Source organism: Ruegeria sp. BHSB064 (assembly GCF_059613205.1).
Genome location: NZ_JBXWSB010000009.1, coordinates 53908 through 69567, shown reverse-complemented (window position 1 = coordinate 69567; position 15660 = coordinate 53908). Strand labels below are relative to the sequence as shown.

The window sequence follows — 15660 nt, the reverse complement described above, 5'->3', positions numbered from 1 at the left end:
ATATGGATGGCATTGTCCACAAGGATCAGACGGATCGGTTACTGGTTCTGGGACGCTATAGCGAAGGTCAGCAATCCGCACCGGCAGATCTGGATGCCTTCCCGGATTGTCAAAACCGCTGGATGGTTTGTGCGTTTGGCGCACGGGAACACGCTTGTCTGGCCGAAGCAGCGCGGCGCGGAGGTGATGTGCGCGTTGGATTTGAAAACAGCCTGACGGGGCCGGATGGCACGCCGTGGGCGGATAATGCGGCTTCGGTCGCGGCTTTGGTTGAACTGCTTGGAAAGGCCAGGACATGAGTCACGTATTCCCACGCCACACCAAATCTGACCTGCCCATCGCAGCTGGTGGTGACGGCTGCTATCTGATCGATGCGCAAGGCAAGCGCTACCTGGACTGCGGTGACGCGGCGGTGTCCTGTCTGGGGCATTCCAACCCTGCAGTGATACGCGCCGTGCAGGATCAGGTGGAGCAGATCGCCTTTGCCCATAGCGGTTTCATGACCTCTGAACCGGCTGAGGCACTGGCGGATCTGTTGATCCAGCACGCGCCGGGCGATTTGGATCGGGTCTATTTTGTGTCGGGCGGGTCTGAGGCAACCGAGGCGGCGATCAAACTGGCGCGTCAGAATTTCCTTGAAATCGGTCAGCCCGAGCGCCGGCATGTCATCGCGCGTAAACAAAGTTACCACGGCAATACGCTGGGCGCTTTGTCAGCCGGGGGCAATGCCTGGAGGCGGGCTCAGTTTGCGCCGATGCTGATCGAGATGACCCATATTTCGGCCTGTTACGAATATGCCGAAAAACCCGAAGGCGAGAGCAGCTTTGACTATGGTCAGCGCGTTGCCAATGAGCTTGAGGCTGAAATCCTGCGGCTGGGGCCCGAGACCGTTATGGCGTTTATGGCCGAACCGGTGGTTGGCGCAACGCTTGGTGCAGTTCCTGCGGTTGAAGGGTATTTCAAACGTGTCCGGGAAATCTGCGACCAGTATGGCGTGCTGTTGATCCTGGACGAGGTGATGTGCGGTATGGGGCGGACAGGCCACCTGTTTGCCTGCGATCATGACGGCATCGCGCCGGATATTCTGTGCATCGCCAAAGGCTTGGGGGCTGGGTACCAGCCGATCGGAGCCATGCTGTGCACTGGTGCGATTTATGATGCAATTCGGGATGGGTCCGGGTTCTTCCAACACGGTCACACCTATATCGGTCACCCGGTTGCCACAGCTGCTGCACTGGCGGTGGTTCGTGAGTTGACGGAACGGGATTTGCCAGCACGCGCCGGAGAGATGGGGAATAAAGTGCAGTCGGCCCTTGAAGCAGCGTTTGGTCAGCACCCGAATGTTGGCGACCTGCGCGGGCGCGGTTTGTTCCGGGGAATCGAGCTGGTGTCGGATCGGGGCACCAAGGCACCGTTCGATCAATCTTTGGGCATTGCTGGAAAGGTGAAGAAGGCTGCAATGGCCGAAGGCCTGATCTGTTATCCGATGGCGGGCACGCGGGACGGGCGCAACGGGGATCACATCCTGCTGGCGCCACCATTTATCATCGAAGACGCGCAGATTGACGAGCTTGTCGGAAAATTGGAACGGGCGTTGAACGCAGTGATCTGACGGCCTTAGACACGAAAAGGCTCTCGCTATTCCAGCGAGAGCCTGTGACCTTGCAGTCTGTGTTCGGTTTATTTCTGTGGAAGCGGGCCGATCATCATGATCATCTGACGGCCTTCCATCTTCGGCATGTTTTCGATCTTGCCAAGATCTTTGACGTCCTCAGCAACACGCTCCAGCAATTCGCGGCCCAGGTTCTGGTGCGCCATTTCGCGACCACGGAAACGCAGGGTCACTTTGACCTTGTCGCCGTTTTCCAGAAACTTGAACACATTCCGCATCTTCACGTCGTAGTCATGGGTGTCGGTGTTGGGCCGGAACTTGACCTCTTTCACCTCGATGACTTTTTGCTTTTTGCGGGCTTCGCTTTCGCGTTTTTGCTGCTCGTATTTGTATTTGCCGAAGTCCATGATCTTGCAGACCGGCGGGTTCGCGTTGGGCGAAATCTCGACAAGGTCAAGGCCAGCATCGGCCGCAAGTTGCATGGCTTTGGCGGGATGAACCACCCCGACGTTTTCACCTTCGGCACCAATCAGCCGAATTTCGGGGGCACGGATTCTGTCATTGACGCGCGGGCCGGTGTCACGTTGAGGCGGCGCGTTGTGAGGTCTGCGAGCTATGGGTTCATTCCTTTGATAATTGCAGAATTTCGAGCCCGGAATTTAAACCGGGCTGCGCCGCACTTCAAGCGGCATAAATACAGGATGATGTGAAAAAACTTGTTTTATCGGGTGTTTTTCGCGTTCGAAGCCTCAAAGCCCCGAACGCAATTTGGGTTTACCCGACAAAGGCTTTTTCAATCACGAATTCCTTCGGGTCTGAATTTGCGCCTTCGTGCAGGCCGAACCCTTCGAGGATTTCTTTGATATCCAGGTTGAAGGCCAAAGATCCACAAACCATCGCGCGGTCGGTTTCAGGCTTGATACCGCCTTCGATGCCCAGATCTTCAAACACGGTGCCGTCTTGAAGCAGGGTGGTGATGCGGCCCATCTTGGGGCTCTCTTCCCGGGTGGTGGTCGGGTAGTAGCGGATTTTGTCCGCAAAGCCTTCGCCCATCAGTTCAGCCAGCAGTTCGTCCTGACGGATGCTCTCGATCAGCTGACGGCCATATTCCAGTTCGGCAACTTCGCGGCAGGTGTGGGTGATGATGACCTCGTCATAGTCCTCATAGGTCTGCGGTTCACGCAGCAGCGAGGCAAAAGGTGCAAAGCCGGTGCCGGTGGCAAAGAACCACAGGCGTTTGCCGGGCAGCAGGGCGTCATGCACCAGCGTACCAACGGGCTTGGGGCGCAGGATGATCTGATCGCCGGGCTTTATGTGTTGCAGCTTCGAGGTCAGCGGGCCGTTCTGGACCTTGATCGAATAGAACTCCAATTCCTCGTCCCAGGATGGCGACGCAATCGAATAGGCGCGCAGCAACGGTTTGCCGTTGTCGCCCAAAAGGCCGATCATCACAAACTCACCCGAACGAAAGCGCAGCGATGCAGGGCGCGAGACCTTGAACGAGAACAGGCTGTCGGTCCAGTGCTTCACCTCGGTGACAGTCTGGGCATCTGGCAGAACGGGGGCCTTTACGGCGGTTGCTTCACTCACGGATTTCATCTCTGTCATCATTTCACTGCCGATCAGCTAAACCGACATCTCCGTTTAATCTTTGATCCAAGTCAGGAAAAGGGGACAGATTGCCCCCTTTGTATCACAAGCTGGCGATGGCGGCATCAGCCGCGCAGGCGGGCCTGATAGTTGTTGTCTTGCCAATTGGCACGTGCCAGCCACTGATCTTCAGGCTGACGGTCTGCAAGGGTGTGATCGATTTCGACCTCATCGAACCCGCTGCGACGGGCCATGGCGTATTGATCTGCCAGCACGTGGCCTTTGGCGCGCAGGCGGCCTTTATAGCCTTTCAGACGCAGGACGCGCGCAATGGTAAAACCGCGCCCATCCGCAGAAGACGGGAAATCCACGCGCACCATCTGGGCACTGCCCAAACGGTCAATCAGTTCATCCGGGTCGGTGTCCGAGGCAACGTCCAGCGCGACCACATCATTGGCGGCATCGTCCAGAGTGACAAAGCCGTCGGTCCAGTCATCGGGCGAAAAGCCCTCATCCGTTACGATTACGTTCATGTTTTCTCTCCGGCGCGCACCATCTTGCCATCGACAAAATGGATGCCGCATTCTTCCTTGTTCTGGTCGCGCCAGCGCCCGGCGCGGGGGTCTTCGCCCTCTTTGACAGGCGAGGTGCAGGGCGCACAGCCGATCGAAGGGTATCCTTTGGCCACCAGCGGATGCCGGGGCAGATTGTTTTCGTCCATATAGGTGCGCACATCTTCGGGCGCCCAATGGGCCAGCGGGTTGACCTTGATCCGGCCCGTGCCGTCCTCGACCTCAAAGAACTCAAGCGCGGCGCGGGTGCCCGACTGGAACCGTTTTCGCCCCGTGATCCAGCCGCAATAGCCTGACAAAGCTTTTTGCAGAGGGAAGGTCTTGCGCAGGTTGCAGCACGCATCCGTATCCCGCAGACGCAATGCGCCATAAGGGTCGTCACGCTGAACATCCTCATCATCCGCACGGATGATATGGACATTCTTCAGGCCCAGACGCTCGCTGACCTCCTGCTGGTATTCCAGCGTTTCGGTGAACAGCATCTGCGTGTCGACGAACAGCACCGGGGTCATCTTGTCGACCACCGCTGCCATATGCAGCAACACAACCGACTCGGCCCCAAAGCTTGAGACCAGAGCCAATTTGTCAATTTCCTCCAGCGCGCCGTGCATGACGTCATGCGCGCTGTGGTGCCGGAACCGGGCGTTCAGCGCCTCGACCTTTTCGGTCAATTCGCTGCGGTCTTTGCCCAGTTCCGTCTGGATCAGGTCAAGCGGCATTCGCCCGAGCCTCGGGATAAAGGGCTGCCTTGAACGGAGCCATACCGACGCGGCGATATGTTTCCAGGAAGGTTTCTTCGGCGCTCTCCCGCTGCTTCAGATATGTGTCTACGATACGTTCCACAGCAGGCACGATCTCGTCATAGGCAAATCCGGGGCCAGTGCGGTCGCCGACGGCTGCGGTTTCAGTCGAGTCGCCGCCCAGAGTGATCTGGTAGTTCTCGACGCCTGCGCGATCCAGACCCAGAATACCGATATGTCCAACGTGGTGGTGACCACACGCGTTGATGCAGCCCGAGATCTTGATCTTCAGGTGGCCGATATCATGCTCCAGCTTCAATTCGTCAAATCGGGTTGCGATCTGCTGTGCAACCGGGATGGAACGAGCGGTCGCCAGCGCGCAGTAGTCCATGCCGGGGCAGGCGATGATATCGCTGATCAGGCCGATATTGGCGGTCGCCAACTCGTACTCCTTCAGCTTCGCGTGGATCGCGGGCAGATCCGATTTGTGGACATGCGGCAGGATCACGTTCTGCTCATGGCTGATGCGCAACTCGTCATAGGCGAACTCTTCGGCCAGATCCGCCATAACGCGCATCTGCTCGGCAGTCGCATCGCCCGGTGTCGCGCCGTGTTTTTTGATCGAAATCGTGACAATCGCGTGGTCTGCGTTTTTGTGCGGCGCGATGTTGGTGTCGACCCACGAGCGGAAGACCGGATCATTGCTATACGCGCTTTCAAACGAAGCAATTGAACCTTCACGGAAGGCTGGAGGCGCAAAGTGTTCCTTGATCTCTTCCAGCAGGTTCATGTCGGCGCCTTTGAACTGCGGGCGGACCTGCAAGAAGCGTTCGTTCACTTTGGCGCGGATGGCGTCGATGCCATGCTCATGCACGGTGATCTTGATACGTGCCTTGTACTTGTTGTCACGGCGGCCGATCTGGTTCCAGACGGATACGACGGCTTCCATATAGGCCAACAGGTCATCAAATGCGATGAAATCCGTCAGCTCTTTGCCGATCATCGGGGTGCGACCCAGACCGCCGCCCACAATCACGCGCGCGCCCAGAACACCATCACGCTCGACCAATTGCAGGCCGATGTCATGCGCCTTGATCACGGCGCGGTCGTTTTCACTGCCGGTGATAGCAATCTTGAATTTACGCGGCATGAACTGGAATTCCGGGTGGTCGGTCGACCACTGGCGCAACAGTTCTGCATAGGGGCGCGGGTCAGCAATCTCATCCGCGGCGGCACCGGCAAAGTGGTCTGCTGTCACGTTGCGGATGGTGTTTCCCGAGGTTTGAATGGCGTGCATATTCACCTCGGCCAGCGCGTCCAGCATATCTGGCACGTCTTTCAGCTTGGGCCAGTTGTACTGGATGTTCTGACGCGTGGTGAAATGGCCATAGCCCTTGTCCCACTTGTCGGCCAGCAAAGCCAGTTGGCGCATCTGCGCGCTGGACAGAGTGCCATAAGGGATGGCGACCCGCAGCATGTAAGCATGCAACTGCAGATACAGGCCGTTCATCAGGCGCAGGGGTTTGAATTCGTCTTCGGTCAGCGACCCGTCAATGCGGCGCTCGACCTGAGCGCGGAACTGTGCGTTGCGCTCTGCCAGAAACTCGTGGTCAAACTCGGAGTAGCGATACATGTCTAGCTGTCCTTGGTTGCAGCCCCGAACCTTGGGGCCATAGAAGGGGAGAGAGAGGGCCTGGGATCAGGCCCGGGGCTGCGAGGAAGATTCCTGTTTGCCGTGGGCATAGTTGGACGGACCAGTCCGGCGGAAGTCTTCCCTAAAATGGGTGGGCTCAGGGCCGCGTTCGCCAGCAACGGCGTCAGCCAGATAGGCGCCCACAATCTTGTTCGCCTGACGCGCGGCGTCCAGAAGGCGCACCTGGGCATGGGCCTCGTCGGTGATCAATTCTGCTTCGGACAGATCACGCGACCAGCGGTCATCTTCAGTTTGATAAATGACATCACCTTCCAGCAAATCATTTGCGGTGACGACTTTGGGGGTAAAAGCGCGGGCCATCAGGCAAGCTCCTTATTGAATTCGGTCACAGCCTGCGCCGCTTCACGCGGGGCAAGGCCATAGAAGGTCAGGGCCGGGCCGTCCATGTCCGCAGCGGCCAGGTCAGTCGGCAATTTGTCCAATGTGGTCGCCAGAATGCGTTGATTCGGGCGCGAGGCGTTTTCGACCAGCGTGACAGGTGTGGCGCGGTCCGCGCCATGCATTATCAGACGACCTTGGATGAACCGGGCCGATTTCTTGCCCATGTAAATCGCAGCAACTGATCCTGCGCGCGCCAGCGCGGCCCAGTCATGATCGGCAAAGCCTTTCATGTCGTGTCCGGTCAGAAACCGCACGGAAGAGTTGCGGCCCCGACGGGTCAGGCTTTGCCCAATGGTTGCAACCGCCGCAGATGCAGCCGTTATTCCGGGGATGATCTGCCAGCTAATGCCAGCGGCCTGGACCGCTTCGATTTCTTCATCCAGACGACCGAACACAGTGGGGTCCCCTGACTTGAGGCGCACCACGCGCTTGCCCTTTTGGGCGTAATCCACCAAAAGCGCATCAATATCGCTTTGTTTCCAGGATGGACCAAACCCGGCTTTACCGACATCAACCAGTTCTGCGGTCTGGCCGGCCAGATCCAGCACAGGTGCGCTGATCAGACGGTCATGCAGAACGACATCAGCCTGCTCAAACGCGGTGAGCGCTTTGAGCGTCAGCAATTCGGGATCACCGGGACCGGCGCCGACAAAGTCGACATGTCCTTTGGATCTGATTGTGAGCATGTCCTGCATTGGATCGTCTCGGGTGTGATTTGACTTGCCTTGCAATATAGGAAATATTCCCACAAAAGCGCCATATGGGCGGATAAATAAGAACGTTTGTTCCATTTTGGTTGGGAATTGGAACGAAAGCCTCGAATTGGAAGGAAAACTGGAATGTCGGTTCGAATAGACGAAACGGATCGGAAAATTCTGGCCGAGCTGCAACGCGATGCGGGTCAGTCACTGGATGAAATTGCAGCCCGTGTGGGCAGTTCCAAGACGCCGGTGTGGAATCGTATCCGCAAGCTCAAAGGGGCTGGTATCATTGGGCAGCAGACGGTTTTGCTGGATGCCGAAGCGCTGGGGTTTGAGGCGACGTTCTTTGTCCTGATCCGGACGTCGGAACACGAGGCTGAATGGCAGCGCAAGTTTCTGAAAGCGTTGCGCGATCACCCCGAAGTGCAAGAGGCGCACAGGCTGGCGGGCGACATCGACTATATCCTCAAAGTCAGGGTCAAGAATGCCCGCGCCTATGACGTTTTCTATCAATCGCTGATTTCAGAAGTGCGGGTGCACAACGTCACGGCGCTTTTGTCGATGGAAGAAATCAAGTCCACCACGATGCTGCCGTTGAATGCGCTGGTTGAAAAGGCGTAGCGGTGGCGGCTTTCCACGAGGTGGAAACGTGACGTCAGATTTGCACCAAAACCTGCTCCAAACCATGGAAATGATAACTGTTCGAATAAGTCGGGGCGGCGGTGAGCCGTAGATTTGGGCAGGCGTCAAACAGGATTGGAAGTGCGATGCGCATTTCCAACCGGGCCAAAGGCGCACCAACGCAGAAGTGGATCCCACCACCAAAGCTGGTGTTCACATCGATGGATCGTGTGGGGTGGAAGGCGTTCGGGTCTTGCCAAACAGCGGGGTCGCGGTTCGCGACCCCCAGCAACAAAGCAACCTGATCGCCGCGTTTGAAGCTATGTCCGAAGATCTCGACATCCTCGTAGGCATAGCGCGTAAACATGTGCAGGGGCGGGTCATAGCGCAGGATTTCTTCGATGGTCTTGTCAATATTGTCTGGCCCCAAAGCGTCAGGGTCAGTGTGTGTTTCGAGCAGGGTTTTGACCCCGTTCCCCAAGGAATGCACCGTTGCCTCATGACCGGCGTTCAACAGCAGAATACAGGTCGCGACCAACTCTTCGCGGGACAGTTTCTCGCCTTCCTCTTCTGCAGCGATCAATCGGGTAATCAGATCGTCACGCGGATCGCGCCGTCTCTGGTCGATATAGTCTTCCAGAAACGTGGTGAATTCCTGTGCCGATTGCGCGGCCCTGTCTTCGGTGTCCCGCGTTCGATTGGCTTGGTACATAGCCACCATGTCGTGCGACCAGCGCAGCAGATCCGGGGCCATGACTTCGGGTACCCCCAGCAGACGACAGATTGTAATCACCGGGACCTGAGTGCAGTAGGCGTGCAAAAGGTCAAACGGCTCTTGTGGGAAGTCCCGGATCAGATCGTGACAGAGGGATTCAATCGAAGGCTGCAATGCCGAAATCGCCCGCGACGTGAAGGCCCGCATGACCAACGCCCGCAGGCGCGTGTGCCTAGGCGGCTCGGCTTCCAGCAGCGAATGGGCCTCGACCGACAGCCATGGGGCCAGATGCGCAGGGCCTTGTTTTGCGTGTTCGGGTGGAGCTTCGCGCCCGAACCGGCGATCCTTCAGCAAGGTGCGGACGGCCTCGCAGGATACAGCAGCAACCATGCTGTAATCGGTCCAATAGAACAGATCTCCGGCTTGTCGGGCTGTGTCGTAAAACGGATAGGGGTTCTGGACGAAACCCGGTTCTGTCGGGGATTGTGAGAGCGACTTCATGCGACGCACACTTGCCACGCGACGCGTTGAATGCAAGACCCTGTATATGCACAGGGTTTGGTTCATAGCCGGTTTTCTGATTGCCGTCGGGGTACTGTCCGGATTCGTCTGGTCCTATGGCTACCGTCAGGCGCTGTCTCAACTCAGCGAAAAAGCCGAAGCGGATCTTGAACTGGCGGCCGATCGGCTGAGCACGCAGTTACAAGTTTATCAGGAACTTGCTGTGCTGATGTCAGGACATCCTGAACTGCGTAATCTGGGAAACCCGGTCAATCAGGTTCGCGCGCAAGTGTTGTTGTTGGAGGTGGCGGACAAGACTGCTGCCGTGGATGTGATCTATGCTGACCGGTTCGGCCGCGTGCTTGCAGCAGCCCACGACGTCATCGGAGGAGACGTCAGCGATCAGCCCGCCTTTCAGCGTGCGATGCATGGCGCGTTAGGCAGCGATCATGGTATATTGCCGGGAGCAGGCGACCGCATCTTTTCCTACGCGGCGCCCGATTTTGATGCGCGGGGGCGCGTGGTTGGCGCGTTGATGGTGATCGCGGATGTCGAAGATATCGAACAGACATGGCGCGGAAGTACAGAAGCTGTGTTTTTCATTGATCGATCCGGTGTCGTATTCATCTCTAACCGGTCCGAACTGCTTATGTGGCAGCGTGCGCCGGGGCAGGAGGGGTTGACGCCACCGGGCGGGCCAGAGCCCGAATTTGTGTCCAGTCGGGTTGGACCCTTTGAGCTGTGGAAGCTGAATTGGGGGCCGTATCTACCGGAACGCGCCTTGCACCTGATCCGAGACCTTCCGGTGATTGGCATGACTGGTGAAGTTCTGATGGATGTAGCACCCGCGCGTCGCTTGGCTGGTTTGCAGGCTGCGACAGTGGCAGCGATCTGTTTAGCGTTCGGGGCGCTTTTGTTTCTGGCCACCGAGCGGCGTCGCACTTTGGCAGACGCCAACGCCGTTCTGGAAAGCCGTGTGGCCCAGCGCACCCATGATCTGACCGTCGCAAACGCGAGCCTGCGCAAGGAAGTAGCGGAACGAGAGGAAGCCGAAGCCGCCCTGCGGCGCGCACAGGCAGATCTGGTTCAAGCGGGGAAACTCAGTGCACTGGGGCAAATGTCGGCAGGAATCAGTCACGAACTGAACCAGCCCCTGATGGCAATCCGGCAGTTTGCGGATAACGGCACGGCGTTCCTGGACCGTGGAAAACCCGAAAAAGCCGCAGAAAATTTGGGTCGTATTTCTCAATTGGCTGCGCGCATGGCGCGGATCATCAAAAACCTGCGCGCCTTTGCCCGCAATGAAAGCGAACCGATGGGGCGCGTGGATTTGGTGCAGGTTCTGAATACGGCCGTGGAACTGACCGAAGCCAGGCTGCACACAGAAAACGTCACAATGGATTGGCAACCGCCCAACGACCCTGTTTATGCCTGGGGCGGCGAAGTGCGGCTGGTGCAGGTCTTTGTAAACCTGATCAACAATGCAGCCGACGCGATGAGCCAGCAGGATGAACGCCTTATTCAAATAGTGATCAACAATGGCGAAAGGCTTTCGGTCACGGTGCGTGACATAGGTCCCGGTATCGAAAACACGGAAAAGCTGTTTGAACCGTTTTACACCACCAAGGCCGTCGGTTCGTCCGAAGGAATGGGGCTGGGGCTTTCGATTTCATACGGGCTGGTTCAGAGTTTTGGCGGGAATATTCGCGGAACCAACGCGCCAACAGGTGCGATGTTTACCGTGGAATTGGAATACTACCGGAAAGACGAGGCGGCATGACCCGAAAAGTTCTTTTGGTCGACGATGATGCAGCCGTGCGCGAGGCTTTGGCACAAACGCTTGAACTTGCGGATATTCAACCGACAACGGCCGGCTCTTTTGTTGCGGCCAAGGATCACATCCGGGCGGACTTTCCCGGTGTCATCATCTCGGACATCCGAATGCCGGGCCGGGATGGGTTCCATTTGTTGAGCTATGCAAGAGAGGTCGATCCCGATCTTCCCGTTATCCTTCTGACCGGCGAAGGGGATATTCCCATGGCTGTGGATGCGATGGGTAAAGGCGCCTTCGACTTTCTGGAAAAACCCTGTGCCGCGTCCGATCTTCTGGACGTGCTGGAACGTGCGTTTGCCGCCCGGTCCGAAGTCATCGAGCAGAGAGCATTGAAATCCGAACTGGAACGCGGAGACCCTGCAGCACGGTTGTTGTTTGGCCTGTCGCCGCAGGCAGAGGCGTTGCGTGAAAGGGTTCGAACTGTTGCACCCACGGGGGCCGAAGTTCTGGTAACAGGCCCTCCTGGCAGCGGTATCTCAAAAGTCGCTGAGGTTGTGCACCTGATGTCGTCGGTGGGGCAGGGGCCGTTCGTGAAACGCCCCGCCTCAACGCTCAGCCCCGAAGATCTGGCCCGTGGTTGCGAGGATGCCGCGGGCGGGTCACTATTTCTTGATGAAGTGTCAGCCATGCCGCAGGCCACCCAATTCGCGGCCCTTGAACTGATCGAACATGGGCCGGATGGACGGATCATTGCTGGCACCACCACCGATCTGGCTGCCCTAAGCGCCGAAGGTCGTTTCAATGCCGATCTATTCTACCGGCTGGACGTGATGCGCGTGCGTATTCCGTCCCTGGCCGAGCGTCCCGACGATATTCCTGTTATCTTTCGTCATTATGTGGCGCAGGCAGCAGAACAGGCCGGGATTCCGGTTCCCGAGATTTCGTCGGAACATCTGGCGGTGTTAATGGCCAGCGACTGGCCGGGGAATGCGCGTTCCCTAATGTCCGCCGCTATGCGCTTTGTTCTGGGGATGCCAGAAGAGGTTGCCCAAGCCACGGATCTGGGCCTCAGTGAACAAATGGCGCGTGTTGAACGATCGCTGCTGATCGCGGCGCTGGGGCGGCACAATGGTAAGGCGTCAGACGCGGCAAAGGCGCTGAAGCTTCCGCGAAAGACCTTTTATGACAAGCTGGCGCGCTATCAAATCCGTCCCGAGGATTACCGCAGGTAATTCGCCCGGCGCAGGTGCGTTGCGCATTGATTCGCAGGATTGATTCGCGAACTGTGCGAAAATCCGCACAAGCAGCATTTCCTTATGTGCGGATTTCCGCACGTCGAAGAAAAGGTGATTCTTTGCCTTGTGTTTGGTTTGATGCAAGCTGCTGAAAATAAACACGTAAATCACATCATCCAGCTTTCAGAGGGAAATGTTGTGTGCGTGTGACTGAGTCGCTTCACTACACGCCATACGGCGCCTGCCCGGCGCTGATCGCTTGTTTTTAGGAAGTCTGGGAGGAAAACAGATGAAGATTTTGACAACAGCTGCAACGGCTCTGGCGCTGACAGTGACCGCAACTGCGGGTATGGCGGCGTGTGATGACGGTGAGATTGTTGTGAAGTTCGCGCATGTGACGAACACCGACAAGCACCCGAAAGGCATCGCGGCCTCGCTGCTGGAACAGCGCGTCAATGACGAGATGAACGGCGTAATGTGCATGGAGGTTTATCCGAACTCGACCCTCTACAACGATGACAAGGTGCTTGAGGCAATGCTGCAAGGCGACGTGCAACTGGCTGCACCTTCCTTGTCCAAGTTCGAAAAGTTCACCAAGCAATTCCGCCTGTTCGACCTGCCGTTCATGTTCAAGAACATCGATGCTGTGGACGCGTTCCAGGCGTCGGCCGAAGGTCAGGCGATGAAAGACAGCATGCAGCGTCGTGGATTGCAGGGGCTGGCCTTCTGGCACAACGGCATGAAGCAAATGTCGGCCAACAAGCCGTTGGTCGATCCGTCGGACGCCAATGGCCTGAAGTTCCGCGTGCAGTCCTCGGACGTGTTGGTTGCACAGATGGAAGCGATCGGTGGCAGCCCGCAGAAAATGGCGTTCTCGGAAGTTTACGGCGCGCTGCAACAAGGTGTTGTGGATGGGCAGGAGAACACCTGGTCGAACATCTATGGCAAGAAGTTCTTCGAAGTTCAGGACGGTATCACCGAGACCAACCACGGTATCATCGACTATCTGGTTGTAACCTCGGTCGACTGGCTCGACAGTCTGGACCCGGACGTGCGTGATCAGTTCACGACCATTCTGGCCGAAGTGACCGAAACCCGGAACAAAGAAGCCTTTGCCGTGAACGAAGCAGCCAAAGCCTCGATCACTGATGCGGGTGGTATCATTCGTGAGCTGACACCTGAACAGCGTCAGGCGTGGGTTGATGCGATGAAGCCTGTTTGGGATCAGTTCGCCGGTGACGTTGGTCAGGACAAGATCGACGCCGCACAGGCCATCAACGCCGGTTTCTAAACCGGATCGAGGCCACGCGTCTGGGGACTGGGGAGTATTCGACGCGAAGGCCGGGCGGGCTGACATGGCCCGCCCAACACTCTCTCATCACAAAAAATGCGGGGACAGATAGATGTCTGGTGCGAAATCCGGCCAAGGCGGGCTGGTCGACCATATCGAAGAAACCCTGATTGCGTTGCTGTTGGGCCTGATGACGGTCGTAACCTTTGCCAACGTGATTGCGCGGTTTGTTTTTAATTCCAATATCCTCTGGGCGCTCGAGCTGACGGTGTTCACCTTTGGCTGGCTGGTGCTGCTGGGTGCGTCTTATGCGGTGAAGAAACACGCGCATTTGGGTGTGGATGCCATTCTGAACATGTTGTCGCCAGCACCACGGCGTATTCTGGCACTGATCGCAGTGGGCTGCTGCCTGGTGTTTTCTTTGCTGATGCTGAAAGGGGCCTATGACTATTGGGCCGTCTTTGCCGATCTGCCGCCCACATCCGGGCGCTGGTTCCCGACCGGGTTCAATTTCGACGCGCGCAGCCAGAGTTTTTATGAGGTCGACGACATTCCGATGGTGGCCCCGCTGCGGTTTCTGGAAGACATGATCAACTATGGCGAATACTACGAAAAACTTCCCAAAGTTGTTCCTTATTTCATCCTGCCTTTGTCGATGCTGCTGCTGGTCATCCGCTTTGCGCAGGTCGCCGTTCAAATCTGGCGTGGCGAGACGGATCGCCTTGTCGCCAGCCACGAAGTCGAGGACGAGATCGAAGAAGTCCGCGCTCAGCAAGGAGAGCATAACTGATGGACGTCATTCTTCTCTTCTCGATGGTCATCGGCCTGTTGCTGATCGGTGTTCCGATTGCGGTCGCGCTTGGCCTCAGCTCGACCCTGTTCCTGCTGATCTATTCGGACAGTTCGCTGGCGTCGGTCGCAGGTACATTGTTCGAGGCGTTCGAGGGCCACTTTACCCTGCTGGCGATTCCGTTCTTCATTCTGGCCTCGTCCTTCATGACGACCGGCGGCGTGGCGCGGCGGATCATTCGCTTTTCGATTGCCTGTGTGGGGCATTTGCCCGGTGGTCTGGCGATTGCGGGCGTGTTTGCTTGTATGCTTTTCGCAGCCCTGTCCGGTTCGTCTCCGGCGACTGTGGTTGCTATCGGTTCTATTGTCATCGCCGGGATGCGGCAGGTTGGCTATTCCAAGGAATTCGCCGCAGGCGTGATCTGTAACGCCGGCACGCTGGGCATTCTGATCCCGCCTTCTATCGTGATGGTTGTGTATGCCGCGGCTGTCGAAGTTTCGGTCGGGCGTATGTTCTTGGCGGGTGTCATTCCGGGCCTGATGGCGGGTCTGATGCTGATGATCACCATCTACGTCATGGCCAAGGTCAAAAACCTGCCCAAAGGCGACTGGAAAGGGTGGGGAGAGGTCTTTACCTCGGCGCGTGAGGCCGGTTGGGGCCTGTTCCTGATCGTCATCATTCTGGGCGGTATCTACGGGGGCATCTTTACCCCGACCGAGGCTGCTGCTGTCGCTGCCGTCTACGCGTTCTTTATCGCCAGCTTTGTCTACAAAGACATGGGGCCGCTCAGCACAGAGGAAGGCCAATCCAACCTGTCGCTGCTGAAAAAGCCTTATGCGCTGGTAACGGCGTTCTTTCATCCCGATACGAAGCACACGCTTTTCGAGGCTGGTAAGCTGACTGTCACGCTGTTGTTCGTCATCGCCAACGCGCTGATCCTCAAGCACGTGCTGACGGACGAGCAAGTGCCGCAGCACATTGCCGAAGCGATGCTGTCGGCGGGTCTGGGGCCAGTGACGTTCCTGATCGTGGTGAACGTGATCCTGCTGATCGGTGGTCAGTTCATGGAGCCGTCGGGCCTGTTGGTCATCGTGGCACCGTTGGTGTTCCCGATTGCCATCGAGTTGGGCATTGATCCGATCCATCTGGGTATCATCATGGTGGTGAACATGGAGATCGGGATGATCACGCCTCCGGTCGGTCTGAACCTGTTCGTAACCTCGGGCGTGGCGGGTATGCCGATGATGAGCGTTGTGAAGGCGGCGTTGCCATTCCTGGCCGTGCTCTTCGTCTTCCTGATCATGGTGACATACATTCCGTGGATTTCGACCTTCCTGCCCAACACGTTCATGGGACCGGAAATCGTGACGAACTAGAGGGTTTGGCTGCAAAAGAAAGGCCGGGTCTTTGCCAGACCCGGCCT

The 15660-nt window shown here is 57.5% G+C and carries 16 protein-coding genes; 8 read left to right on the top strand and 8 right to left on the bottom strand.

The genetic code is table 11. The features are described from left to right. Together AC2FNU_RS03945 and AC2FNU_RS03940 are read left to right on the top strand one after the other, a co-directional pair. The coding region (locus tag AC2FNU_RS03945) for a 3-keto-5-aminohexanoate cleavage protein (RefSeq protein WP_496785039.1) at positions 1-299 on the top strand (299 nt) is incomplete at its 5' end. Further along, positions 296-1612 carry an aspartate aminotransferase family protein gene (locus AC2FNU_RS03940; RefSeq protein ID WP_496785036.1) on the top strand — a complete coding sequence of 439 codons (1317 nt, stop codon included), beginning with the start codon at positions 296-298 and terminating at the stop codon, positions 1610-1612. The genes AC2FNU_RS03945 and AC2FNU_RS03940, both read left to right, overlap by 4 nt. A 68-nt stretch (positions 1613-1680) precedes the next feature. On the opposite strand, the gene infC is transcribed toward AC2FNU_RS03940, so the two are convergent. The 7 genes from infC to cobA all read right to left on the bottom strand — a co-directional run bounded on the left by infC (position 1681) and on the right by cobA (position 7304). Next, on the bottom strand, positions 1681-2142 hold the full coding sequence (gene infC / locus AC2FNU_RS03935) for a translation initiation factor IF-3 (RefSeq protein ID WP_496785043.1): 462 nt from the start codon (positions 2140-2142) through the stop codon (positions 1681-1683). Between the two features lie 244 nt (positions 2143-2386). Continuing rightward, on the bottom strand, positions 2387-3220 hold the full coding sequence (locus AC2FNU_RS03930) for a ferredoxin--NADP reductase (protein WP_496785032.1): 834 nt from the start codon (positions 3218-3220) through the stop codon (positions 2387-2389). Positions 3221-3327: 107 nt separating this feature from the next. Then, entirely contained in the window at positions 3328-3735 is a 408-nt protein-coding gene (locus AC2FNU_RS03925; protein WP_496785028.1) for a DUF934 domain-containing protein, read from the bottom strand. Beyond that, positions 3732-4493, bottom strand: a complete 762-nt coding sequence (locus tag AC2FNU_RS03920) for a phosphoadenylyl-sulfate reductase (RefSeq protein WP_496785023.1) — start codon at positions 4491-4493, stop codon at positions 3732-3734. The genes AC2FNU_RS03925 and AC2FNU_RS03920 overlap by 4 nt, the downstream gene beginning before the upstream one ends. Beyond that, positions 4483-6147, bottom strand: a complete 1665-nt coding sequence (locus AC2FNU_RS03915; protein WP_496785019.1) for a nitrite/sulfite reductase — start codon at positions 6145-6147, stop codon at positions 4483-4485. The genes AC2FNU_RS03920 and AC2FNU_RS03915 overlap by 11 nt, the downstream gene beginning before the upstream one ends. 66 nt (positions 6148-6213) lie before the next feature. Continuing rightward, positions 6214-6528, bottom strand: a complete 315-nt coding sequence (locus AC2FNU_RS03910) for a DUF2849 domain-containing protein (protein WP_496785015.1) — start codon at positions 6526-6528, stop codon at positions 6214-6216. Next, positions 6528-7304: a uroporphyrinogen-III C-methyltransferase gene (gene cobA, locus AC2FNU_RS03905; protein WP_496785011.1), complete on the bottom strand. Its 777-nt coding sequence runs from the start codon at positions 7302-7304 to the stop codon at positions 6528-6530. The genes AC2FNU_RS03910 and cobA overlap by 1 nt, the downstream gene beginning before the upstream one ends. 144 nt (positions 7305-7448) lie before the next feature. On the opposite strand from cobA, the gene AC2FNU_RS03900 reads away from it, so the two are divergent. Beyond that, a complete protein-coding gene (locus tag AC2FNU_RS03900; RefSeq protein ID WP_171174323.1) occupies positions 7449-7931 on the top strand; it encodes an Lrp/AsnC family transcriptional regulator in 483 nt (160 codons plus the stop codon). A 34-nt stretch (positions 7932-7965) separates the two neighbouring features. Here AC2FNU_RS03900 and AC2FNU_RS03895 read toward each other — a convergent pair whose 3' ends face one another. Further along, entirely contained in the window at positions 7966-9147 is a 1182-nt protein-coding gene (locus AC2FNU_RS03895; RefSeq protein WP_496785004.1) for a cytochrome P450, read from the bottom strand. Between AC2FNU_RS03895 and AC2FNU_RS03890 the strand changes: the two genes are divergently transcribed. From AC2FNU_RS03890 to AC2FNU_RS03870, 5 genes are all read left to right on the top strand, one after another. Next, positions 9146-10927 carry a sensor histidine kinase gene (locus AC2FNU_RS03890; protein ID WP_496785001.1) on the top strand — a complete coding sequence of 594 codons (1782 nt, stop codon included), beginning with the start codon at positions 9146-9148 and terminating at the stop codon, positions 10925-10927. The two genes, AC2FNU_RS03895 and AC2FNU_RS03890, sit on opposite strands and share 2 nt — an antisense overlap. Next, positions 10924-12153 (top strand): sigma-54-dependent transcriptional regulator, encoded by a 1230-nt coding sequence (locus AC2FNU_RS03885; RefSeq protein WP_496784996.1) that lies wholly within the window; start codon positions 10924-10926, stop codon positions 12151-12153. The genes AC2FNU_RS03890 and AC2FNU_RS03885 overlap by 4 nt, the downstream gene beginning before the upstream one ends. A 292-nt stretch (positions 12154-12445) precedes the next feature. Continuing rightward, positions 12446-13447 carry a DctP family TRAP transporter solute-binding subunit gene (locus AC2FNU_RS03880; protein ID WP_496784993.1) on the top strand — a complete coding sequence of 334 codons (1002 nt, stop codon included), beginning with the start codon at positions 12446-12448 and terminating at the stop codon, positions 13445-13447. A 112-nt stretch (positions 13448-13559) separates the two neighbouring features. Beyond that, positions 13560-14237, top strand: coding sequence for a TRAP transporter small permease (locus AC2FNU_RS03875; RefSeq protein WP_496784989.1), 678 nt, complete (start codon positions 13560-13562; stop codon positions 14235-14237). Then, the gene (locus AC2FNU_RS03870) at positions 14237-15613 is read left to right on the top strand and encodes a TRAP transporter large permease (protein WP_496784987.1); all 1377 of its coding nucleotides are present in this window, start codon (positions 14237-14239) and stop codon (positions 15611-15613) included. Before AC2FNU_RS03875 ends, AC2FNU_RS03870 begins: the two co-directional genes overlap by 1 nt. Positions 15614-15660 lie beyond the last annotated feature (47 nt).

Coding starts and splice junctions, on each gene's coding strand:
- AC2FNU_RS03940 (WP_496785036.1), top strand. CDS start 296: ATGAGTCACGTATTCCCACGCCACACCAAATCTGACCTGCCCATCGCA.
- AC2FNU_RS03930 (WP_496785032.1), bottom strand. CDS start 3,220: ATGACAGAGATGAAATCCGTGAGTGAAGCAACCGCCGTAAAGGCCCCC.
- AC2FNU_RS03925 (WP_496785028.1), bottom strand. CDS start 3,735: ATGAACGTAATCGTAACGGATGAGGGCTTTTCGCCCGATGACTGGACC.
- AC2FNU_RS03920 (WP_496785023.1), bottom strand. CDS start 4,493: ATGCCGCTTGACCTGATCCAGACGGAACTGGGCAAAGACCGCAGCGAA.
- AC2FNU_RS03915 (WP_496785019.1), bottom strand. CDS start 6,147: ATGTATCGCTACTCCGAGTTTGACCACGAGTTTCTGGCAGAGCGCAAC.
- AC2FNU_RS03910 (WP_496785015.1), bottom strand. CDS start 6,528: ATGGCCCGCGCTTTTACCCCCAAAGTCGTCACCGCAAATGATTTGCTG.
- cobA (WP_496785011.1), bottom strand. CDS start 7,304: ATGCAGGACATGCTCACAATCAGATCCAAAGGACATGTCGACTTTGTC.
- AC2FNU_RS03900 (WP_171174323.1), top strand. CDS start 7,449: ATGTCGGTTCGAATAGACGAAACGGATCGGAAAATTCTGGCCGAGCTG.
- AC2FNU_RS03890 (WP_496785001.1), top strand. CDS start 9,146: ATGCGACGCACACTTGCCACGCGACGCGTTGAATGCAAGACCCTGTAT.
- AC2FNU_RS03895 (WP_496785004.1), bottom strand. CDS start 9,147: ATGAAGTCGCTCTCACAATCCCCGACAGAACCGGGTTTCGTCCAGAAC.
- AC2FNU_RS03885 (WP_496784996.1), top strand. CDS start 10,924: ATGACCCGAAAAGTTCTTTTGGTCGACGATGATGCAGCCGTGCGCGAG.
- AC2FNU_RS03880 (WP_496784993.1), top strand. CDS start 12,446: ATGAAGATTTTGACAACAGCTGCAACGGCTCTGGCGCTGACAGTGACC.
- AC2FNU_RS03875 (WP_496784989.1), top strand. CDS start 13,560: ATGTCTGGTGCGAAATCCGGCCAAGGCGGGCTGGTCGACCATATCGAA.
- AC2FNU_RS03870 (WP_496784987.1), top strand. CDS start 14,237: ATGGACGTCATTCTTCTCTTCTCGATGGTCATCGGCCTGTTGCTGATC.